Genomic DNA, 22,244 nt, shown 5'->3' with positions numbered 1-22,244 from the left:
TCCGAGTAGCCTGACCAGCGTGACTGGAGCTTCGGGCGTCGGGGTAGCGACGCTGGCCGCGGACGGATCTGTGCTCGACACCTGGTTTCCCGCACCGGAGTTGGGCGGCTCGGGCCAGCCCGGGACCACCCGCCTTGGCGCGGACGAAGTGCCCGCCGAGCTGGCCGGGTTGCTCGGCGCCGACGAGGACCGCGGCACCGAGACGGTTGCGGTGCGCACCGTTATCGGGTCGCTCGACGACACCGCCGTCGACGCCTACGACGCCTACCTGCGCCTGCACCTGCTGTCGCACCGACTGGTGGCGCCGCACGGGCTCAACGCCGGCGGACTGTTCGGAGTGCTGACCAACGTGGTCTGGACCAACTACGGGCCCTGTGCCGTCGAGGGCTTCGAGTCGACTCGCGCCCGGTTGCGCCGCCGCGGCCCGGTGACGGTCTATGGGGTGGACAAGTTCCCCCGCATGGTCGACTACGTACTGCCGTCCGGCGTGCGCATCGCCGACGCCGACCGGGTGCGCCTCGGTGCGCACCTGGCGTCTGGGACCACGGTGATGCACGAAGGATTCGTCAACTTCAACGCCGGCACGCTGGGCGCCTCCATGGTCGAGGGCCGCATCTCGGCGGGCGTGGTGGTCGGTGACGGCTCCGATGTCGGCGGCGGCGCTTCGATCATGGGCACGCTGTCCGGCGGTGGGACCCAGGTGATTTCGATCGGCAAGCGCTGCCTGCTGGGTGCGAACGCCGGGCTGGGCATCCCGCTGGGCGACGACTGCGTGGTCGAGGCCGGACTGTATGTCACCGCCGGCACCAAGGTCACCCTGCCCGACGGCAGCACGGCCAAGGCCCGCGATCTGGCCGGCGGCAACAACTTGCTGTTCCGCCGCAACTCGCAGACCGGCGCGGTCGAGGTGGTGGCCCGGGACGGCCAGGGCATCGCCCTCAACGAAGACCTGCACGCCAACTAAACCAGCGCCTCCTGCGGGTCGCGCTGAATCGGTTGCGGCCAGGGCTGCGGAACCGGCCGGGGACGCACGACCTGCGGCCACCAGAACCAGCGCCCGAGCAGGGTGGCGACCGACGGTGTCATCAGCGACCGCACGATCAAGGTGTCGAAGAGCAGGCCCAGCCCGATGGTCGTGCCGACCTGGCCGATCACGATCAAGGCGCTGACCGCCATCGAGGCCATGGTGAAGGCGAACACCAGACCCGCCGCCGTGACCACGGCACCGGTGCCGACCATGGCGCGAATCAGCCCGGTGTGCAGGCCCGCGTGGATCTCCTCCTTGATGCGCGAGACCAGCAGCAGGTTGTAATCCGCGCCGACGGCAAGCAGCACGATGACCGACATCGGCAACACCATCCAGTGCAACGGGATGCCGACGATGTGTTGCCACAGCACCACTGACAGACCGAACGCCGAACCGAGACTGAGCACCACCGTGCCGACGATCACCGTCGCGGCGACCACGGCGCGGGTCAGCACCATCATGATGATGAAGATCAGGATCAGTGCGGCTGTCGCAACGATCAGCAAGTCGTAGTTGGCGCCCTGCTGCATGTCGTAGAACATCGCCGCGCTGCCGCCGAGGTAGATCGAGGATCCCTCGAACGGCGTCCCCTTGATCGCATCGGCCGCCGCGACCTTGAGCGATTCGATGCGCGATATTCCCTCCGGCGTCAACGGATCACCCTGGTGAATAATGGTGAACCGCACCGCATGTCCGTCCGGCGACATGAACAGCTTGATGCCGCGCTTGAAGTCGGCGGTGTCGAAGGCCTCCGGCGGGAGGTAGAACGAATCGTCGTTCTTGGCGGTGTCGAACGCCTCGCCCATCGCGGTGGAGTTCTCCTGCATCGCCATGTTCTGGTCCTGCTGGGCCTTCTGCACCTGGTACTGGTTGAGCAACGTCTGCTTCTGATTCTTCATGGACTGGATCTGCGCCGGCATCACCGCGACCATCCGCGGCATCAGCTCGGCCATGCGTTGCATGTCGGGCACGATCTCGTCGAAGTCGGCGGACATGGTGTCCACACCATCGAGTGCATCGAAGATCGACCGCAACGACCAGCAAATCGGGATGTCGAAGCAGTGCGGTTCCCAGTAGAAGTAGTTGCGGAACACCCGGAAGAAATCGTCGAAATCGGCCATGTGGTTGCGCATTTCGCCGATGTCGACCGCCGTGTTGGACATCTTGTCGGCCATCCGCTGCGACACTTCGGCCAGATCCTGCTGGATGCTCATCATCTCGGTCATCGAGTCGATGCTGGCCTGCAGATCGTCGGCCTGCTTGAGCAGGTTATCCAGGTTGGTCTGCATGTAGTCGTTGTTCATCAGCTGGGCCGTGCCGCTCTGGCCGACGGTGTACGGGATCGTGGAATGTTTGATCGGATCCCCGTCGGGACGGGTGATGGTCTGCACCTGGGCGATGCCGTGCACGTTCTTGAGGGCCTTGGCGATCTTGTCGATCACCAAGAAGTCCGCGGGGTTACGCAGATCCCGATCGGCTTCGATCATCATCAGATCCGGGTTCATCTTCGCCTGGGAGAAGTGCCGGAACGCCGCTGAGTAGCCCACGTTCGCCGCGACGTCATCGGGCAGGTAGATGCGATCGTTGTAGCTCGTGTGATACCCGGGCAGCGCGAGAAGACCGACCAGCGCCGCCGCGACGGCGGCCACCAGGACCGCCCCGGGCCAGCGGACAGTTGTGGTACCGACCCGGTGCCACCCGGTCGAGCGGGTGACGCGCTTGGGCTCGAGAATCTTGCCGAAGCGGCTGCACACCGAGATGACTGCGGGCCCCAGGGTCAAGGCCGCAGCGACCACGATCACCATGCCGATCGACAGCGGGAATCCCATCGTCTGGAAGTACGGCAGCCGCGTGAAGTGCAGACAGAACGTGGCCCCGGCAATGGTCAGCCCGGAGGCCAACACCACGTGCGCGGTTCCGTGGAACATGCTGTAGTAAGCGGTTTCTCGGTCCTCGCCGGCTTTGCGCGCCTCCTGATATCGACCGATCAGGAAGATCGCGTAATCGGTGGAGGCGGCGATGGCCAACGTCACCAGCATGTTGGTGGCGAAGGTCGTCAGGCCGAACAGGTTGTGGAAGCCCAGGAATGCCACCAGCCCCCGGGCGGCCGACAGCTCGAAGACGACCATGAGCAGCACGATCAGTGTGGTGATGATGGATCGGTACACGCCCAGCAACATCACCGTGATGACGGCGAAGGTGAGCATCTCGATGGTTTCCATGCTCTTGTCGCCGACGTGGTTCTGGTCGGAACTTGTTGCCGCGGGGCCCGTCACATAGGCCTTCACTCCGGCGGGGGCGGGCCCTTCGGAGGCGATGTGGCGCACCGCGTCCACCGACTCGTTGGCCAGCGTCTCGCCCTGGTCACCGGCGATGTAGACCTGAACGTAGGCGGCCTTGCCGTCGGCGCTCTGGGCGCCCTTGGCAGTCAGTGTGTCGCCCCAGAAGTCTTGAACGTGCTGCACGTGGGTGGTGTCGGCGCGCAGATCGCGCACCATCTGGTCATAGAACTCGTGTGCTTGCGCGCCCAGCGGCTCGTCGCCTTCGAGCACGATCATCACCGAGCTGGAAGTGTCGTACTCCTGGAACACCTTTCCGACGCGCTTGGTGGCGATCATCGACGGTGCGTCGTTGGGGCTCATCGACACCGCACGCATCTTGCCGACTTCCTCAAGCTGCGGCACGACGATGTTCAGCACGGCAACGAACGCGATCCAGGCCAGGATGATCGGCACCGCGAACTTGCGGATGAATCGGGGTAACCCCGGGCGCGCGGCGTGACGCGCTGCCGGAATGGGTTCGGTCGGCGCTCCGGCCGTCGGCGCGCTCACGCGGCCTTCACAAAGCAGAAGGTCTCGGCATTCACTCCGGTAGCCGTCCTTTCCTGTTTGACCTCGTCGTCGACGGTCACCCGGCAGCTGATGCTGTCGCCGTCGCCCTGGGCCAGGATGTTGGGCATCACCGAGGGCAAGGTGGTCTGCAGGGTCAGGGTCCACGGCAGCGCCACATCGGTGACGCGCTGCGGCTTGCCCTCGAGGTCCATGTAGTTGATGACGGCGGTGGTGCCCGAACCGAAGATCTCGTACTTCACGAACTTCGGGTTGAAGTCCTCGGCGTTGTCGGAGGACAAGTCGGTCACCACGACCGGATGCGCACCGAACACGGTCCGCAGCTGTGCGACGGTGACGGCTCCTGCCGCGACTGCCGCCACGATCAAAGCGGGCAGCCAAACCCGGCTGATCAGCCTTTTCATCGTCCGCCTTCCCCGACGTTGACCAGGCCGGTCGCCGTCTCCGCTCCAGGTAGCTAAGCTAACTATGTAAGCGGATTAAGTCAATCCGGTTTGATGTTGCGCCCATTACACTTGGCAGGTGAACGTGAGTGAGACGACGGACCGCCCGTTGCGCAAGGACGCCGAGCGCAACAGGAAGCGCATCCTGGAGGCGGCCCGCGACCTGTTTGCCAGCAAGGGCCTGGAGCCCAATCTCAACGACGTCGCCCACCATGCGGGTGTGGGAGTAGGCACCGTCTACCGAAGGTTCGCCAGCAAGGAGGAGCTGCTCGAGGCGATCTTCGTAGACGGTCTGAACCAGCTGGCGGATCTGGCGGAATCAGCTCTGCAACAACCAGATCCCTGGCAGGGGTTCGTGTGGTACGTCGAGCAGCTGTGTGAGATCACCGCGACCGACCGAGGATTGCGGGAGATCGCCTTCAGCAAGTCCTACGGCGGCGATCGCGTGACGGCGGCGCAGGAGCGGCTCATACCCGTCCAGAAGAGGCTCGTGGAGCGAGCGCGCAGCGACGGTCGCCTGCGCCCCGAACTGTCCGATACCGACATGCCGATCTTCGGTCTTCTGGCCGGCACAGTGAGCGAGTTCGCCGGCCATGTCAACGCTGACCTGTGGCGCCGTTTTGTGGCCATCTTTGTCGACGGGATGCGCTGTCGCAGTGACCAAGCGCCGTTGCCGGTGGCCGCACTCGATGACGACGGCGTCCAGTGCGCGATGCGAAGCTGGGAACCGGCCGGACCCTGCGGTGACCGCAGCCGCGAATGAGATGAGCGTTACAGCATCGCCCTGCTGATCTTGTCGCTGTCTTTCCCGATCGTCTTGCAGTAAGCGCTGACCGCCACCTGCGTTCCCGACAGCTCCAGGTTCGAGGGTTCGCCGCCCTTTCTGTCCTTGAGCATCTTGGAGATTTCGGACCGCTGCTTCTCGTCGGTGTGGCCGTTGAACTCTCCGCAGGTGGTGTCGCCACCTTTGTTGATGACCTTGTCCACCGCCGAGCATCCGCCGAGTAAGACCGTCGCGCAGGCGAGAACGGTGACAGCGGCGAGACTGAATCGGTTCCTAGGCTTCACGGGACCACCCTTCTGGTTTCGATTCGCGCAAGCGGAGCCTACGTCAGCAGCGCTTTCTTGAGCACCTTTCCCATCGCGTTGCGCGGCAAGGCATCCACGATCCGTACCTCGCGAGGCCGCTTGTGCACCGAAAGCTGTTGACCGACATAGTCGATCAATTCGCTGGGCTGCGCAGCGCCGTCCGCCGCGGCGACGACGAAGGCGACGATTCGCTGCCCCAGGTCTTCGTCCGGCAATCCGACGACGGCCACTTCAGAAACCGCGGGATGGCCCAGCAACGCCGTCTCGATCTCACCGGCCCCAACCCGGAAGCCGCCGGTCTTGATCAGATCGACCGATTCGCGGCCGACGATCCGATGCATGCCGTCGCCGTCGATCACCGCCACATCCCCGGTGCGGTACCACCCATCGGCGTCGAACGCCTCGGCGGTGGCGTCGGGCCGGTTGAGATAACCGTTGAACAGCGTCGGCCCCCGCACCGCGAGCCGGCCGATCGTCGCGCCGTCGTGCGGCACCGGGCCGCCGTCGTCAGCGACGAGCTTGGTCTGCACCCCGTGCAACGGCAGGCCCACCCATCCCGGGCGCCGCTCGCCGTCGACCCGCGTGCTCACCGTGATCAGCGATTCGGTGCTGCCGTACCTCTCGATGGGGGCATGACCGGTCTGGGCGACGAGGGCGTCGAACACCGGGACAGGCAGCGCCGCGCTGCCCGAGACCAGCAGCCGTGCGGGCCGCAGCGCTGCGGCAGCACTCGCGTCGGCCACCACCCGCGACCACACGGTGGGCACCCCGAAATACAGCGTGCCGCGTGCGGCCGCGTATGCCTCCGGCGTCGGCTTCCCGGTGTGTATGAAGCGGTTGCCCACCCGCAACGAACCCAACAGACCCAAGACCAAGCCATGCACGTGGTACATCGGCAGGCCGTGCACCAGCACGTCATCGGGGCTCCACTGCCAGGCCTGGGCCAGGGCGTCGAGGTCCGCGGCCAGCGCCCGCCGGCTCAGCTGTACGCCTTTGGGCGGGCCGGTGGTGCCGGAGGTGTAGATGATCAACGCGGTGTCGTCTTCGTCGCATGGACCCGGCGGTCCAGCGAGGCTCGACGATCCGGCGCGCGCCGGGAAGTGCGGCAGGCCGGCGAGGTCGTCGGGCCGCTCCCCCAGCCAGGCCTGGGCTCCCGAGTCACGCAGGATGTGCTGGCGTTCGGCGACGCCGACGTCGGCGGGCACCGGTACCACCGGCACCCCGGCGAGCAGACAGCCGGTGACCGCCAGCACGGTCTGCGCCGTCGGGGTGGCCAACACCGCGACCGTCGGCGCCCCGGCAACGTCTTCGAGCACTGCCGCGGAAGCGGCACTCAGCTCGGCACGGCTCAGTAAGGTGTTGTCGATACGCACCGCATCGGCGATGTCCGAGGCGTTCGCGCCGTCGGCAGCCAGCGAGGTCAGCAGCATCTGGGGGACGTTACCCGGTCCGGGTCGCTGACCCAGCCGACCGACCGAGCGGCGGCCGACCGCCACAAGTGGTATCAACGAATCAGTTCCCTTAAATTTGTGGGCAACTCCTCAAGGAGAGGTACTCCCATGCACGACCAGTCCGCCCAGCGCCAGAGCACCGCTCGCAGTCAGCGGCTGCCACGCAACCAGCAACGGGACCGGGTGCTGCGGCTGGTGGGCGCTGCCAGTGGTGCGGTCGACGCCGCCGAGCTCGCCGAGCGGATGAACCTGCACGTCACCACGGTGCGTTTCCACCTCGATGCGTTGTGTGAGGACGGCGCAGTCGCCCGGACCCGGATCAAACGTGACGGCGTCGGGCGACCCCGCACCGGCTACGTGGCGGTGCGTGACCGGCTGGATTACCGCAGCCTGGCCGAGATATTGGCAATGGAACTCGGCGAGACCGCCGCGGAGCGCCAGGAGCGTGCCGAACGGGCGGGCCAACGCTGGGCCGACCGGATCTTGGCCTCCGACGACACCGCCGCCGAGGGGCCCGTCTCGCCGAACGGATCGACCCCCGACGCCGGCATCGACGAGTGCGCCGACCGGATCGCGGGGATCTTCGCGCGGATGGGTTTCGGCGCGGAACTCACCGCGCCGACCGAAGACGGCAACGGCGGCAGCCGACGCATGATCCTGCTGCACGCGTGCCCGGTCCGCGACTTGGCACGAGCACACCCCGAGGTCAGCTGCGCCATGCACCGGGGCCTGCTGCGTGGGCTGCTCAACGCCGAGAACGCTCCCGGCGGCAGCGCGGAGTTGGAACCGTTCGTCGAACCGGAAATGTGCATCGCCAGGGTGATCCGCAGCTAAGCCGGCCGGCTCGACACGGAATCGTTAATCCGTGTCGTCGGCGAATTCGCAGAACGCCGTGTACGCACGGGCGCCGTAAATGGTGGCCGGCCCGCCGTGCATGAGGATGCTGACGCCGATGGCCTCGGCGGCCTCCTGCTTGGTCGCCCCGGCGCGTGCCGCCGCCCGTGCGTGTGAGGCGATACACCCGTCGCAGCCCTGCACCACCCCCATGGCCATGGCCATCAACTCTTTGACCTTGCGCTCCAACGCGCCGGATTCGAACGTGGCCTTGCTCATTTCGCCGAACGCTTGGTAGACGCCGGGAATCTGCTGGCGAAGGTCGCGGTGCTGCGGGTTCAGCTCGTTGAGGACTTCCTGGTAGTGACTCATACCCCCCAGGGTATCAGGCTCACGGCGCCGCCATGTGCGGGTAGCGGTGCTCGGTGGCCGGAAGGAAGGTCTCCTTGATCGTTCGCGCCGACGTCCAGCGCAGCAGGTTCAGCGGCGAGCCCGCTTTATCGTTAGTGCCCGAGTTGCGCGACCCGCCAAACGGCTGCTGCCCCACCACCGCACCGGTCGGTTTGTCGTTGACGTAGAAGTTCCCGGCGGCGAACCGCAGCCGCTGCAGCGCGGTACGCACCGCATACCGGTCCTGGGCGATGACCGCCCCGGTCAGCGCGTAACGCGATCCGGTGTCGATGAGGTCGAGAATCTGCTCGTAACGCTCGTCGGCGTAGACGTGCACCGACAGCAACGGGCCGAAGTACTCCGTGCTGAACATCTCGTCGGTCGGGTCCTCGCAGAGCAGCACCGTGGGCCGCACGAAATAGCCCACGCTGTCGTCATAGTCTCCGCCGACCGCAATCTCGACGCCGGGGGCGGCCTTGGCACGCTCGATGGCGCGCACGTTCTTGGCGAACGCCCGCCCGTCGATCAGCGCGCCACCGAAATTGGTCAGGTCGGTGACGTCGCCATAGCGCAGCTGTGCCGTGGCGGCCAGCAGGTCGTCACCGAAGCGCTGCCACAGCGAGCGGGGAATGTACGCCCGCGAGGCGGCCGAGCACTTCTGCCCCTGGTAGTCGAAGGCACCGCGAATCAGCGCAGTTCGCAGCACTTCCGGCTGCGCCGAGGGGTGCGCCACCACGAAATCCTTGCCGCCGGTCTCCCCCACCAGTCGTGGGTAGCTGCCGTACCGGTCGATGCTGGCGCCCACCTGACGCCACAGCGCGCGGAATGTCTCCGTCGAGCCGGTGAAATGAATTCCAGCCAGTCGCGAATCCGCCAGCGCCACCTCGGAAACCGCGTAGCCGTCACCGGTGAGCAGGTTGATCACCCCCGGCGGCAGTCCGGCCTCCTCCAACAGCTGCATGGTCAGGTAGGCGGCGAGGGTCTGGGTGACCGACGGCTTCCAGATCACCGTGTTGCCCATCAGCGCCGGTGCCGTCGGCAGGTTGCCGGCGATCGAGGAGAAGTTGAACGGGGTGATGGCGTAGACGAACCCGTCCAGCGGCCGGTAATCGCTGCGGTTCCACACGCCCGGGCTGCTGAGTGGCTGCTGCGTCAGGATCTGACGGGCGAACGCGACGTTGAACCGCCAGAAGTCGATGAGTTCGCACGGCGCATCGATCTCGGCCTGATAGACGGTCTTGGACTGGCCGAGCATGCCCGCGGCGGCGATGGTCTCCCGCCACGGGCCGGCCAGCAGGTCGGCAGCGCGCAGGAAGATCGCCGCGCGCTCATCGAACGGAGTTGCCGCCCAGTCGTTCTTGGCCGCGGCAGCGGCTTCAACGGCGGCGGTGGCCTCGGCGTGGGTAGCGTTGGTCAGCGTGCCCAGCACGGCGGCGTGCCGGTGCGGTTGAACGATGTCGATGCGCGCACCATCGCCCATCCGATGCCGGCCGGCGATGACGTGCGGCAAGTCGCGGGGTTGATCGGCGAGCGCGGCCAGCGCGGTGCGCAGTCGGGTGCGTTCCGCCGAGTCCGGGGCGTAGTCGTGGACCGGCTCGTTGACCGGAACCGGTACTTCGGTGATGGCGTCCATAACCCAGGATGCGCCCAGATGCGCTGGCGCGCTCGGTCACCCGGCGGCGTAAGCCACCGCGATCTCGGCGGCCACCCGCGCATTGGCCAACACCAGTGCGACATTGGCGGCCACCGATGCGCCGTGCGTCTCGCGGTGGAAATAGTCCAGCAGGAACGGGGTGACGTCCTTGCCGTGGATGTCCGCGGCTCGGGCGGCGGCCAATCCTTCGGCCAGCACCCGGTCATGCAGTTCGCGATCCAGCTCGGCGTCGGCGGGAATCGGGTTGGCCAGCACCAGCCCGTAGCCGTCGGTGCCCAGCCGGTCGCGAGCCCGCAGCACCGCGGCAGCCTGCTTCGGCGTCTGGACCCACCAGTCGAGCGGGTGGCCGGAGTCGGCGAGGTAGAAGGCCGGGAAACGGTCGGTGCGGTAGCCGATCACCCCCACCGACAGCGTCTCCAACCGCTCCAACGTGGCACCGATGTCCAGGATCGACTTCACGCCCGAACACACGACCAGCACCGGGGTGCGCGACAGGGCAGTCAGATCCGCGGACTCGTCGTAGCTGTGCTGCGCGCCGCGATGCACACCGCCCAATCCACCGGTGGCGAACACCGTGATGCCGGCTGCCGCCGCCAGGTGCGCGGTCGCGGCGACCGTGGTCGCACCGTCGCCGGCCACCGCGGCCAGCATCGCGATCTCGCGGACACTGACCTTGATCGCCGTGCCTCCGATGGCGATGCGGTGCAGCGCATCATCGTCGAGGCCGATATGCGGCTGGCCGTCGATGATCGCGATGGTGGCCGGTACCGCGCCCGCCGAGCGCACGGCATGCTCGATGGCACGCGCAATGCGCACATTGTCCGGACGCGGCAGACCGTGGCTGATGATCGTGCTCTCCAGCGCCACCACAGCCCGCCCGGCGGCCAACGCCTCGGCGACCTCGGGATGAATGCGCATCCGCTCAGCCTATGGCGCGCGGCGATCAGCGCGCATCGATCGTGTCGGGCCAAGCTGGTAGCGTCCGCGACTGTTCACGGGGTTGGAGGTGCCATGGTCGACCGGCGACCCAGGTGGCCGGGCTGTTTTGCCGCGCTGACCGCGGCCCTGCTGGTCGTGGCCCCGGTCGCCACCGCGGACCCGGTTCCGGTCGGGGCCGCCGACGGATCCGCCGAGCTGGCCATGCTCAACGCGCTGCCGATCAAGGGCCGCGCCCCCAAGACCGGCTACTCGCGCGTCCTGTTCGGCCAGGCGTGGAGCGACGACGTCACGGTGCCCGGCGGGCACAACGGCTGCGACACCCGCAACGACATCCTGCGCCGCGACCTGGTCGACATCGAGTTCAAGGCGGGCACCGCCGATTGCGTGGTGACATCCGGTGTCTTGAACGATCCCTACACCGGCACCGCGATCGCTTTCCAGCGCGGTCGGGGTACCTCCCAGGCCGTGCAGATCGACCATCTGGTGGCGTTGTCGGATGCCTGGCAGAAAGGCGCCCAGCAGTGGGATGAGCTGACCCGCCGCAACTTCGCCAACGATCCGCTGAACCTGCAGGCCACCAGCGGGCCGGTCAACGAGCAGAAAGGCGACGGCGACGCAGCCACCTGGCTACCGCCCAACAAGTCCTATCGCTGCGCCTACGTCTCGCGGATCGTCGCGGTGAAGTCCGGCTACGGCCTGTGGGTGACCCAGGCGGAGCACGACGCTATCGAGCGGATTCTCACCGGCGAATGCGGCGCGCCGGGCGGCTAACCCAGCCGGGCCGCCGCCGCAGCGATCCGCTCGTCGGTGGCGGTGAGCGCCACCCGCACGTACTGCGCGCCGGCCGGGCCGTAGAACTCGCCGGGAGCCACCAGGATGCCGCGCTGGGCCAGCCAATTGACGGTGTTCCGGCACGCCTCGCCGCGGGTGGCCCACAGGTAGAGCCCGCCCTGGGACAACTCGATGGTGAAGCCGGCCGCCTGCATCGCCGGCAGCAGCGTCGCGCGGCGGCGGGCGTAGCGCTCACGCTGCTGCTGCTCGTGCGCGTCGTCGTCGAGGGCGGCGACCATGGCCGCCTGTATCGGGGTGGGCACCATCATCCCGGCGTGTTTGCGTACCGCGAGCAATTCGGCCACCACCGCGCCGTCCCCGGCGACGAAACCGGCTCGGTAGCCCGCCAGCGAAGAGGTCTTCGACAGCGAATGCACTGCCAGCAGGCCACGGTGGTCACCGTCGCAGACCGCCGGGTGCAGCACCGACAGTGGCGCCGGGTCCTCCCAGCCCAGCCCGAGGTAGCACTCGTCGGAGACCACCAGGACGTCGTGCTCGCGGGCCCAGCCCACGACGGCGCGCAGCTCGTCGGCGGTCGCGATCGCCCCGGTCGGGTTGCTCGGCGAATTCAGGTACACCAGGGCCGGCGGCGGACCGTCGAGTGACTGCGGGACATCGCTGCGCACCCACCGCGCCCCGGCCAGCCGGGCACCTACCTCGTAGGTCGGGTAGGCCAGTTCGGGGACCACGACCACGTCCTGGTCGCCGAGGCCGAGCAGGCTCGGCAGCCACGCGATGAGTTCTTTGGTGCCGATGACCGGCAGCACCGCCGACTCGGCCAAACCGGTGATTCCGTAACGCCGTTGCAGCGCGGCGACCGCCGAGGCGCGCAGCGCCGCAGTGCCGGCGGTGGTGGGATACCCCGGCGCGGAGGACGCCGCAGCCAGTGCCTCGCGGATAACCGGGGCCACCGCATCGACTGGGGTGCCGACGGACAGGTCGACGATGCCGTCGGGATGCGCCTTGGCCAGCGCCGTCGCCTCGGCCAGGGTGTCCCACGGAAATGTCGGCAGTGCTGCCGATCTGCCGCCGCGCACGGGACTCACGAGGCTGCGGCGACGCAGGGCGGATTCATCGGTCCTGATAGTAGAGGCCGCTGCGGCGTCGCGACCACCACGGCCCGTCGAGGGAAGGCGGCTATGCACTCAGTTGCTGTGCAACAAGTTGCATAGCTGGGTCATGGCTGCCTATGCTCCCCCGCGTGGCACTTCCGCACGCGATCCTGGTGTCGCTGAGCGAGCAGTCGGGTTCGGGCTATGAGCTCGCGCACCGCTTCGACCGCTCGATCGGCTATTTCTGGAGCGCCACGCACCAGCAGATCTACCGGACACTGCGAGCCATGGAGGCCGACGGCTGGGTCCAGGTCACCGAGGTGGCCCAGCAGGGCCGCCCGGACAAGAAGGTCTACACCGTCGCCGAGGCCGGCCGCGCAGAGCTGGCTCGCTGGATCGCAGCCCCGCTGGCCGGGCGCGGGAGCTCGGTGGTGGACAACCGGCTGCGCGAACTGGCCGTCAAAATCCGCGGCGCCGGCCACAGCGACCGCGCCACGGTGCGCGCACAGGCCGTGGACCTGCGCGCCGAACGTGGCGAGCGATTAGACGTCTACCGCGCACTGGAGAAGAAGCAGTTCCCGGATCCCCGCGCCCTGAAAGGCGCCGCGCTGCATCAGTACCTGGTGTTGCGCGGCGGCATTCGCGCCGAGGAGAGCGCAATCGACTGGCTTGACGAGGTTGAACAGGCACTGAGGTGAAGGGGCCACTGTGACAACAGAATCGACCAATCCGTACCCGCTCTTGATGTCCCCGCTGGACCTGGGTTTCACCGCCCTGCCCAACCGGGTGGTCATGGGTTCGATGCACACCGGCCTGGAAGACCGCGCCGGCGACACCGCCAAACTGGCCGAGTACTTCGCGGCACGTGCCCGCGGCGGCGTCGGGCTGATCATCACCGGCGGATACGCCCCGAACCGGTCGGGTTGGCTACTGCCGTTCGCCTCAGCCATGACCACCCGCGCCGACGCGCGACGCCATCGGCGCATCACCGACGCCGTGCACGATGCCGGCGGCAAGATCGCGCTGCAGATTCTGCATGCGGGACGCTATGCCTACCACCCGTTTTCGGTCAGCGCCTCGAGCATCAAGGCCCCGATCAATCCCTTCCGGCCCAGGGCGTTGTCCACCCGCGGGGTCGAGTCGACGATCGACGACTTCGCCCGAGCCGCCGAATTGGCACGCGAGGCCGGCTATGACGGCGTGGAGATCATGGGCAGCGAGGGCTACCTGCTGAACCAGTTCCTGGCAGCGCGCACCAACCGGCGCACCGACGGCTACGGCGGAAGTGCGGCCAATCGGCGCCGCTTCCCGGTGCAGATCGTGGCTCACACACGTGCGGCCGTTGGCGACGACTTCATCATCTGCTATCGGATGTCGATGGCCGACTACGTCGAGGATGGCCAGAGCTGGGAGGAGATCCTCACGCTGGCAACCGAAGTCGAGGACGCCGGCGCCACCATGATCAACTCCGGCTTCGGCTGGCATGAAGCGCGGGTGCCGACCATCGTGACTTCGGTTCCCAACAATGCGTTCGTCGACATCAGTAGCGCCGTCGCAGATCACGTCACGATCCCGGTGGTGGCATCCAACCGGATCAACATGCCGCAGGCCGCCGAACAGGTCCTCGCCGAGACCTCGGTGCGCTTGATCTCGATGGCCCGACCGATGCTGGCCGACCCGGACTGGGTGCGCAAGGCCGCCGACGACCGTGCCGAGGAGATCAACACCTGCATCGCGTGCAATCAGGCCTGTTTGGACCACGCCTTCATGCACAAGAAGGTCTCCTGCCTGGTCAATCCCCGAGCCGGTCACGAGACCACGCTGGTGCTTGGTCCGACGCGGCGGCGCCGGCGCATCGCGGTGGTGGGCGCCGGGCCGGCCGGGTTGTCGGCGGCGGTGTCGGCCGCCGAACGCGGCCACGAGGTCACACTGTTGGAGGCGAACGAGTTCATTGGCGGCCAATTCGACTTGGCCAGGCGGATTCCGGGCAAAGAGGAGTTCGCCGGGACGATCCGCTACTACACCGCCATGCTGGACAAGTACGCGGTGACGGTGCGTCTGGGCAGCCGCGCCCACGTCGACGAGTTGGCCGGCTTCGACGAGGTGGTGCTGGCCACCGGGGTCAGACCGCGGATCCCGCAGATCCCGGGCATCGAGCATCCGATGGTGATGTCGTATGCCGAGGCGATCGCGGGCGCACCGGTCGGCTCCTCGGTGGCGGTGGTGGGCGCCGGCGGCATCGGTTTCGACGTCAGCGAGTTCCTGGTCCTGGATTCACCCGACTCCTCGCCGACGCATGGCCCGCAAGGCCTAAAGAAATGGAAGGCCGAGTGGGGTGCCGCCGATCCCTGGGAGGCCAGAGGCGCGTTGATTGCGCCGGACCCGGCGCCCCCGGCCCGCCAGGTCTACCTGTTGGCCCGCACCGCGGGCGCCCAGGGCCGCAAGTTGGGCAAGACCAGCGGCTGGGTGCACCGGGCGTCCTTGAAAGCCAAGAACGTCCAGCAGCTCTCCGGGGTGAACTACGACCGCATCGATGATGACGGGCTGCACATCAGCTACGGCCCGAACAAGTCACGCCCGCAATCGTTAGCCGTGGACAACGTGGTGATCTGCGCCGGGCAGGAGTCGGTGCGCGACCTCGAGGACGGACTGCGGGCGCGAGGCATGACACCGCACATCATCGGCGGGGCGGCACTGGCCTCGGAGCTCGACGCCAAGCGGGCCATCAAGCAGGGAACCGAGCTCGCCGCGCGACTGTAACGAGCGTCACTGCAGGTGCGAGCGATGAGCCCTTAGCATATGTCCTTGCGCGGCAGGGAAATAGGCCGAATGACGCGCAGAGCCGAATTCATCTCTTGATGCGCGTAAATCTAATTCTGCTGTCCACCAGCATAATCAGCCCCCGCAAGGCCGATCTGAACTGCCGGTCGAGTTGACGCCGTAACGCCTTGGCGGATTTCTCTACATCCGAGCCCTGCGCATTTCTTTCATGGTGATGCATTGGGTGGACACGGTTTTCGACATCCGGTTCCCTTAGCGCAACTTGAGGCGTTCTCAGGTTGGTTTGCGGTTTTGCAGCTCGGAGGGAGCGGTGTCATGGCGCGTCGGCAGGGCGTGAAGGGTAGTCCCAGCGTTGGGTGGGTTGGTGCGCGTGGGAGTGTCCGGCGCGGGTCCGCTGCGGTGGGTGTGGGCGCGTTCTTGGCCTTAGGGTCGGTGGTGGCGCCGCCAGCCCAGGCAGATGAACTGGACTGGTTGTCCGACCTGTTCGATCCGAGCGTGTGGTCGGCATCGGCCTGGGACTCAACACCTTGGTGGGACAGCCTGGATCTGGCATGGAATGACCCGTTGGCGGGAGCGGCCTTCGGCAGTTCCCTGACCGATTTCGATCAGTGGCTGGTCGAGACCGTTAACGGAGTGGGCCAATCGGTGTTGACCGATCCGTTTGTCTCGCAGATCGTCTCGGTGGTCAATGACCCGTTCGTGTACCTGTTCGGCCGCGAACTGCTCGGCAACGGCATCGATGAGTTCACCGGAACCAACGACTCATTGTTCGGCAGCTCAGGAATCTTCGGCGACCTTGGTGACGGCGGCTTCCTGTTCGGTAACGGCGGCCTGGGGGCAGCCGGCGCCGATGGTGGAGACGCCGGCTGGATCGGCAACGGCGGCGCAGGCGGCGCCGGCCTGGACAGCACCGATGCCGCGGCAGCCGGCGGCAACGGCGGCAACGGCGGCGCAGGCGGCTGGCTGCTGGGCAACGGCGGCGCCGGAGGGGCCGGCGGGACTGGGTTCGACGGCATCGCCGGCGCCGGAAGTGCGGGAGGCGCCGGCGGCGACGGCGGTGCCAGCGGCTACCTGTTCGGCGCCGGTGGCACCGGAGGTGCCGGCGGCGCCGGCGGGCGCGGCGCTGACGGGATCGCGCCAGTCCTCGACGGGCGGGCCGCTGATGGCGCCGACGGCGGGACACTGCCCGCGCTCAACGCGGCGGGTCTGGCCGGCGGCAACGGCAGCGACGGCGCACTCAACGACACCGGCGCCCAAGCCGGTGGCCACGGCGGCCTGGGCCAGGACAGCCGAAGCGACGACGGCATTACTGCTGCCATCGGGGGTGCCGGCGGGTCCGGTGGCGCCGGAGCAACAGGGGCGGCCGGCGGCAACGGCGCCGCGGGCGGCTCAGCGCAGGCATTCGGCAACGCGACCGCCACCGGCGGTGACGGAGGCAACGGCGGCAACGGCGGCAACGGCGTGGCCGGCTTCGCCGGCGGTGCCGGCGGTGATGGTGGCGCCGGCGGCCGCTCCGGCCTGTTCGGTGCCGCCGGTATCGGTGGAATCGGTGGTGCCGGTGGGGCCGGCGGCGTGGGCACCGCAGGCGGCGACGGCGGAGCCGGTGGCGCGGGCGGCCTGGCCGCTGGAACCACACCCGATGGCACCACCGCAGACAGCGCCGTGACCGCTACCGGCGGAAACGGCGGTGTCGGCGGCAACGGCGGCGTCGGAGGTGCCGGCGGCAATGGTGGTGCCGGCGGTAACGGTGGCGCCGGCGGCAGGACCGGAATCTTCGGACTGCGCCCGTCAGCCGCTGACGGAGACGGCGGCGCCGGCGGCGCCGGCGGCAACAGTGGCACCGGCGGAAACGCCGGCAACGGCGGAGCCGCCGGCAATGCAACCACCCAGGGCGGCAACGGCGGCGCAGGCGGCGCAGGCGGCAACGCCGGAGCAATCGGCCTCGGCGGCCAAGGTGGCCACGGCGCCACCGCAGGTACCAACGGCACCGACGGCCTCTACGGCGCAACCAACACCATCAGCGGCAACGGCGGCAACGGCGGCGCAGGCGGCAACGGCTACCTGCCCACCCTGAACCCAACCCAATCCGGCAACGGCGGCGTAGGTGGTGCCGGCGGCAATGGCGGCGCCGGCGGAAACATCGGCAACGGCGGCAACGGCGGTACCGGCGGCCACGCCGCAACCGGAGCCAACGGCGTCAATGGCGTCGACTTCGGTGAGTCCGGAACCAGCGGCGGCAACGGCGGCGCCGGCGGGGCCGGCGGAAACGGCGGTGACGGTGGCTCGGTGGCCGGTAACGCCGGTAACGGCGGTAACGGCGGCAACGGCGCTACCGGCGGCAACGGCGGCCACGGCCGCAACGGTGCCGCCGGCGTGACCGGGGTCGACGACGGTGCGGGCCACGACGGCGGCGACGGCGGTGCCGGTGGAAACGGGGGCGCCGGTGGTGCCGGTGGCAACGCCGGCAGCACCACTCACGGCGCCCAAGGAACCAACGGCAACGGCGGAAACGGTGCCAACGCCGGCAATGCCGGCAACGCCGGCAACGGCGGCACAGGCGCCGACGGCGACACCATCAACCTCGACGGTGGCCGCGGCGGAAACGGCGGTGACCGCGGCTCCGCAGGCATCGGCGGGACTGCGGGGGCGGCAGGCACCGGGGGCGCCGGTGGCACCGACGGCACCGCAGGCGCCGACGGCGCACAGGCCACCGGTGGCAATGGCGGTGATGGCGGCAACGGCTCCGATGCCACCGCACCGGGCGCCGACGGCGGCGCTGGCGGGGCCGGTGGTAACGCGGGAATCATCGGCAACGGCGGCAACGGCGGCCTCGGCGGCAACGGCGGTACCGGCGCTAACGGCGTCAACCCGATCGCCAACCAGACCAGCACTGCCGCGAACGGAACCAGCCAATCGAGCAGCAGTTCCAGCGGCACGGGCGTCAATGGTGGCAACGCCACCAACGGCAGCACCGTGGGCCAGGGCGGCGGCAACGGCGGCAACGGCCAGGGCGCCTTCGTCACCGGCGGCACCCTCACCAGCACCAACGCCGGCAACGGCGGCAACGGCGGCAACGGCGGCGATCTCGCCAACGGTGGCAATGGTGGCAACGGCGGCGTCGCCGCTGGAAGGAACTCGGGAATCGTCACCGCCAACGGCGGCGATGGGGGCCAAGGCGGCAATGGCGGTGACGGAGGCGCCGGCGGCAACGGCGGTACCGGCGGCGGCGTCGGCACGACATCGACGATCGCCAACCGCGGCTTCGGTGGAGACGGCGGCGATGGCGGTGACGGCGGCGCCGGGGCCAACGGCGGAAACGGCGGCGCCGGCGGCGCGATCGGCGCCAGCGTCGAGAACCCCGGTTTCAGCGTCGCTGGTAACGGCGGCAACGGCGGCACCGGCGGCACCGGCGCAACCGGACAGAGCGGCGGCTCCGGCGGGGTCGGCGGCGCCGGCGGCAACGGCGGCACGATCAGCGGCAATGGTGGGATCGGCGGCGCGGGTGGCACAGGCGGCACCGGCGGCACCGGCGACGTCGGCGGCAACGGCGGCACCGGCGGCACCGGCGGGGCCGGCCAGCTTTCCGGCAGTACCAGTGGCAACGGCGGCAACGGCGGCAACGCTGGCACTGGTGGCGCAGGTGGCACCGGTGGGACGGGCGGCAATGGCGGAGCGGGCGGCAAAGCGCTCGGTTCGGGCGATGACGGCGCGGGCGGCTACGCGGGCATCGGCGGAAACGGCGGCACCGGCGGAAGCGGCGGCACCGGCGGCGCAGCGGGCACGGCCGGCACGGTGGTCACGGGCGGCATCGTCGGCACCGCCGGAACAGCCGGCGCGGACGGCGACTCCGGCGCGACCGGCGCAACCGGATCGAGCGGCCAGGCCGGTTCGCCGACAAGCTGACAGCTCGGTATCGAAATGCCCTGCATGCCTAGGCATGCAGGGCATTTCACCGGGGTTGTCCTCTGAATCGTGGAAGGAGAGATGTTATGGCGCGTAGGCAGGATGTGAAGGGCGGCCGCGGTGGTAGCCGGGTTCGTGCGGGTGTTGGGGCGTTTTTAGCGTTGGGGGTGGTGGGGGCGCCGTCGGCTCAGGCCGATGGTTTGGACTGGTTGGCTGATTTGTTCGATCCGTCTGGGTGGGAGTCACCACAATGGGATTCGGCGAACTGGTGGGACGGACTGGATTTCAGCTGGGCTGAGGCGTCTGCGGGACCGGCCCTAGGTGAGTTGGTGACCGGATTTGATCAGTGGTTTGTCGGTGCAGTTCACGACGCAGGCCAGTCCGCGTTGGCTGATCCTTTTGTCGGACAGTTCATTACCAGTATCAATGAGCCATTTGTGCATTTGTTCGGCCGCGTCCTCATCGGCGACGGCATCGACGGCTTCACCGGAACCAATGACTCAGTGTTCGGCAGCTCAGGGGCCTTCGGGGACCTCGGCGACGGCGGCTTCCTGTTCGGAGACGGCGGCACCGGAGCGGCCGGCGCCGACGGCGGCGACGCCGGATGGATCGGCAACGGCGGCGACGGCGGCGCTGGCCTGGACAGCACCGATATCGAGGCCGCCGGCGGCAACGGCGGCAACGGAGGAAACGGCGGCTGGCTTTTGGGCGACGGCGGGGCCGGCGGAGCCGGCGGCGCGGGCTTCAACGGAATCGACGGAATCGGCGGCAACGGCGGCCATGGCGGCAACGGCGGCGCCGCCGGCTACCTATTCGGCGACGGCGGCATTGGCGGTGCCGGAGGCGCCGGTGGTCGCGGCGCCGACGGGATCGCCGCCATCCTCGACGGGCGAGCCACCGACGGCGCCGACCGCAGCATCCAGCCCGCCCTCAACGCCCCCGGCCAAAACGGCGGCAACGGCACCAACGGCACGCTCAACGACACCGGCGCCCAAGCCGGCGGCAACGGCGGCAACGGTCAAGCCAGCCTCAGCGACGACGCCCTGACCAACGCAGTCGGCGGCAACGGCGGCAAAGGCGGCACCGGGGCAACCGGCGCCGACGGCGGCAACGGCGCCGACGGCGGATCAGCCCACGCCATCACCGGCGCCACCGCCACCGGAGGCAACGGCGGCAACGGCGCCACCGGCGGCAACGGCGTAGCCGGCTTCGCCGGAGGAAGCGGCGGCGACGGCGGCGCAGGCGGCCGCTCCGCAGTGTTCGGCGCCGCCGGCATCGGTGGTATCGGCGGCGCCGGCGGAAACGGCGGCGCAGGCACCGCCGCAGGCAACGGCGGCAACGCCGGAAACGGCGGCAACGCCACCGGAACCACCGCCGACCACACCACCATCGACAACGCCGTGACCGCCACCGGCGGCAACGGTGGCGACGGCGGCACCGGAGGAACCGGCGGCGCGGGAGGCAACGGCGGCGCAGGAGGCAACGGCGGCGCAGGAGGCAAGACCGGCATCTTCGGCCTACGTTCACCCGCCTCCGACGGCAACGGCGGCGCAGGAGGCAACGGCGGCGACAGCGGCACCGGCGGCAACGGCGGCAATGCCGGCAACGCCGGAGATGGAACCACCCAAGGCGGCAACGGCGGCAACGGCGGCAACGGCGGCGACGCCGGAACCATCGGCCAAGGCGGCCAAGGCGGCCACGGCGCCACCACCGGCGCCAACGGCACCGACGGCCGCTACGGCGGATCCGACGACGCCTTCAGCGGCAACGGCGGTAACGGAGGCAATGGCGGCAACGGCTACCTCACCGCCGACAACACCACCAGCGGAACCGGCGGCAACGCCGGCAACGGCGGCGCAGGCGGCAACATCGGCAACGGCGGAAACGGCGGCAACGGCGGCAACGGCTCAGCAGGCACCAACGGAGTCAATCCCGCCTTCAACCAGACCGGCGCCGCCACAAGAGGGACCAACGGCAAATTAAACGGAGCGCCCGACGGTAGTGGAGATGGCTCAAGCGGCACAGCCGGTGCCAATGGCAGCACCGTCGGCCAACGCGGCGGCGACGGCGGATACGGCGGAGCCGGAGAAATGACCCAGTTCTGGCCTGGAACCATCAACGGCGGCAACGGCGGTGACGGCGGTAACGGCGCCGACCACGCCAACGGCGGCATCGGTGGCCGCGGCGGCGATGCCCTCGCCGACACCGTTAACTACGGCAGCACTGCCCACGGCGGGGATGGCGGAGACGGCGGCAACGGTGGCGCGGGCGGCAACGGCGGCACCGGAGGCAACGGTGGTGATCAGGGCAGCGATTTCGGTACCGGCGGTGACGGCGGCAACGGCGGTGACGGCGCCAACGGCGGCAACGGCGGTAGGGGCGGGTACGCCCTGACACTGGGTTATCCCACCAGCGGTATCGGTAACACCGGCGGCTACGGCGGAGACGGCGGCGCGGGCGGAGACGGCGCCGCCGGAACGGCTGGAGGGGCGGGCGGAGCGGGAGGGACCGGTGGAGCCGGCGGTGTGATCCGCGGCGACGGCGGCATCGGTGGAGCCGGCGGAAACGGCGCCGCAGGTGGAAACGGCGACAGCGGCGGAAACGGCGGCAACGGCGGCAACGGCGGCGACGGGAGGGGGATTTGCGGCTGCTCCATCAGCGGTAACGGCGGCGACGGTGGGGACGGCGGAGCCGGTGGGGACGGCGGCGCAGGGGGCGCAGGCGGCGCAGGCGGCATCGCCCTCGGCGCCGGCAACGATGGCGCGCACGGTGAAGGCGGCACGGGCGGTGTAGGGGGAACCGGCGGAGCGGGCGGAAGCGGCGGAGCCAGGGGCGCTGCGGGTGAAATACCCTCGGGCGGCTATAAGGGCAGCGTCGGGAACCTAGGTCTGAACGGTGCCGACGGCAAGACCGGCGCCACCGGCTCTAACGGCTGGTCGGGTCCGCCGGCCGCCTGATCTCACGCGATTTCGGCGCGGTTTCTCCCACTGAGTGGGAGAAA

The 22,244-nt window shown here is 69.1% G+C and carries 15 protein-coding genes and 1 pseudogene; 8 read left to right on the top strand and 8 right to left on the bottom strand.

The features are described from left to right. Window positions 1–10: 10 nt before the first annotated feature. Window positions 11–964: a 2,3,4,5-tetrahydropyridine-2,6-dicarboxylate N-succinyltransferase gene (dapD, locus tag RCP37_RS05990; RefSeq protein WP_308486958.1), complete on the top strand. Its 954-nt coding sequence runs from the start codon at window positions 11–13 to the stop codon at window positions 962–964. Here the strand turns inward: dapD and RCP37_RS05985 are convergent. Continuing rightward, window positions 961–3,858, bottom strand: coding sequence for an MMPL/RND family transporter (locus RCP37_RS05985; protein ID WP_308486034.1), 2,898 nt, complete (start codon window positions 3,856–3,858; stop codon window positions 961–963). The two genes, dapD and RCP37_RS05985, sit on opposite strands and share 4 nt — an antisense overlap. Continuing rightward, window positions 3,855–4,280, bottom strand: coding sequence for an MmpS family transport accessory protein (locus RCP37_RS05980; RefSeq protein ID WP_308486033.1), 426 nt, complete (start codon window positions 4,278–4,280; stop codon window positions 3,855–3,857). Before RCP37_RS05980 ends, RCP37_RS05985 begins: the two co-directional genes overlap by 4 nt. 124 nt (window positions 4,281–4,404) lie before the next feature. Between RCP37_RS05980 and RCP37_RS05975 the strand changes: the two genes are divergently transcribed. After that, on the top strand, window positions 4,405–5,082 hold the full coding sequence (locus tag RCP37_RS05975) for a TetR/AcrR family transcriptional regulator (RefSeq protein ID WP_308486957.1): 678 nt from the start codon (window positions 4,405–4,407) through the stop codon (window positions 5,080–5,082). Window positions 5,083–5,090: 8 nt separating this feature from the next. Here RCP37_RS05975 and RCP37_RS05970 read toward each other — a convergent pair whose 3' ends face one another. Further along, window positions 5,091–5,387: a hypothetical protein gene (locus RCP37_RS05970; RefSeq protein ID WP_308486032.1), complete on the bottom strand. Its 297-nt coding sequence runs from the start codon at window positions 5,385–5,387 to the stop codon at window positions 5,091–5,093. A gap of 38 nt (window positions 5,388–5,425) precedes the next feature. Then, window positions 5,426–6,838: an acyl-CoA synthetase gene (locus RCP37_RS05965; protein WP_308486031.1), complete on the bottom strand. Its 1,413-nt coding sequence runs from the start codon at window positions 6,836–6,838 to the stop codon at window positions 5,426–5,428. A gap of 129 nt (window positions 6,839–6,967) precedes the next feature. On the opposite strand from RCP37_RS05965, the gene RCP37_RS05960 reads away from it, so the two are divergent. Beyond that, complete coding sequence (locus tag RCP37_RS05960) at window positions 6,968–7,693, top strand: helix-turn-helix transcriptional regulator (RefSeq protein ID WP_308486030.1); 726 nt, start codon at window positions 6,968–6,970, stop codon at window positions 7,691–7,693. A gap of 24 nt (window positions 7,694–7,717) precedes the next feature. On the opposite strand, the gene RCP37_RS05955 is transcribed toward RCP37_RS05960, so the two are convergent. From RCP37_RS05955 to RCP37_RS05945, 3 genes are read right to left on the bottom strand one after another with little or no spacing between them, the layout of a single operon-like run. Next, window positions 7,718–8,065 (bottom strand): carboxymuconolactone decarboxylase family protein, encoded by a 348-nt coding sequence (locus RCP37_RS05955; protein WP_046284222.1) that lies wholly within the window; start codon window positions 8,063–8,065, stop codon window positions 7,718–7,720. Between the two features lie 19 nt (window positions 8,066–8,084). Next, complete coding sequence (gene pruA, locus RCP37_RS05950) at window positions 8,085–9,716, bottom strand: L-glutamate gamma-semialdehyde dehydrogenase (RefSeq protein WP_308486029.1); 1,632 nt, start codon at window positions 9,714–9,716, stop codon at window positions 8,085–8,087. 36 nt (window positions 9,717–9,752) lie between these two features. Continuing rightward, window positions 9,753–10,655, bottom strand: coding sequence for a pseudouridine-5'-phosphate glycosidase (locus RCP37_RS05945; protein WP_308486028.1), 903 nt, complete (start codon window positions 10,653–10,655; stop codon window positions 9,753–9,755). Between the two features lie 93 nt (window positions 10,656–10,748). Between RCP37_RS05945 and RCP37_RS05940 the strand changes: the two are divergent. Then, window positions 10,749–11,435, top strand: a pseudogene (locus RCP37_RS05940) (HNH endonuclease family protein); the annotation flags it as partial. Window positions 11,436–11,443: 8 nt separating this feature from the next. Here the strand turns inward: RCP37_RS05940 and dapC are convergent. Beyond that, window positions 11,444–12,544 (bottom strand): succinyldiaminopimelate transaminase, encoded by a 1,101-nt coding sequence (dapC, locus tag RCP37_RS05935; protein WP_308486956.1) that lies wholly within the window; start codon window positions 12,542–12,544, stop codon window positions 11,444–11,446. Between the two features lie 164 nt (window positions 12,545–12,708). Here dapC and RCP37_RS05930 point away from each other — a divergent pair, with 164 nt between their 5' ends. The 4 genes from RCP37_RS05930 (at window position 12,709) to RCP37_RS05915 (ending at window position 22,200) form a co-directional block, all read left to right on the top strand. Next, the gene (locus tag RCP37_RS05930) at window positions 12,709–13,257 is read left to right on the top strand and encodes a PadR family transcriptional regulator (protein WP_308486027.1); all 549 of its coding nucleotides are present in this window, start codon (window positions 12,709–12,711) and stop codon (window positions 13,255–13,257) included. Window positions 13,258–13,303: 46 nt separating this feature from the next. Beyond that, the gene (locus RCP37_RS05925; RefSeq protein ID WP_308486955.1) at window positions 13,304–15,319 is read left to right on the top strand and encodes an NADPH-dependent 2,4-dienoyl-CoA reductase; all 2,016 of its coding nucleotides are present in this window, start codon (window positions 13,304–13,306) and stop codon (window positions 15,317–15,319) included. A gap of 456 nt (window positions 15,320–15,775) precedes the next feature. Next, window positions 15,776–19,243, top strand: coding sequence for a PE family protein (locus RCP37_RS05920; protein ID WP_308486026.1), 3,468 nt, complete (start codon window positions 15,776–15,778; stop codon window positions 19,241–19,243). 437 nt (window positions 19,244–19,680) lie between these two features. Further along, on the top strand, window positions 19,681–22,200 hold the full coding sequence (locus RCP37_RS05915; RefSeq protein ID WP_308486025.1) for a PE family protein: 2,520 nt from the start codon (window positions 19,681–19,683) through the stop codon (window positions 22,198–22,200). The last annotated feature ends 44 nt before the right edge of the window (window positions 22,201–22,244 follow it).

It is taken from the genome of Mycolicibacter sp. MU0102 (assembly GCF_963378105.1).
GTDB lineage: Bacteria > Actinomycetota > Actinomycetes > Mycobacteriales > Mycobacteriaceae > Mycobacterium > Mycobacterium holstebronense.
Note: the sequence above shows the minus strand (reverse complement) of the source record. Positions and strands in the feature narration are given on the sequence as shown.

Bases quoted from the DNA above. Each gene is read 5' to 3' on its own strand.
- RCP37_RS05945 (WP_308486028.1), bottom strand. From the start codon at position 10,655: ATGCGCATTCATCCCGAGGTCGCCGAGGCGTTGGCCGCCGGGCGGGCT.
- pruA (WP_308486029.1), bottom strand. From the start codon at position 9,716: ATGGACGCCATCACCGAAGTACCGGTTCCGGTCAACGAGCCGGTCCAC.
- RCP37_RS05925 (WP_308486955.1), top strand. From the start codon at position 13,304: ATGTCCCCGCTGGACCTGGGTTTCACCGCCCTGCCCAACCGGGTGGTC.
- RCP37_RS05980 (WP_308486033.1), bottom strand. From the start codon at position 4,280: ATGAAAAGGCTGATCAGCCGGGTTTGGCTGCCCGCTTTGATCGTGGCG.
- RCP37_RS05960 (WP_308486030.1), top strand. From the start codon at position 6,968: ATGCACGACCAGTCCGCCCAGCGCCAGAGCACCGCTCGCAGTCAGCGG.
- RCP37_RS05955 (WP_046284222.1), bottom strand. From the start codon at position 8,065: ATGAGTCACTACCAGGAAGTCCTCAACGAGCTGAACCCGCAGCACCGC.
- RCP37_RS05965 (WP_308486031.1), bottom strand. From the start codon at position 6,838: ATGCTGCTGACCTCGCTGGCTGCCGACGGCGCGAACGCCTCGGACATC.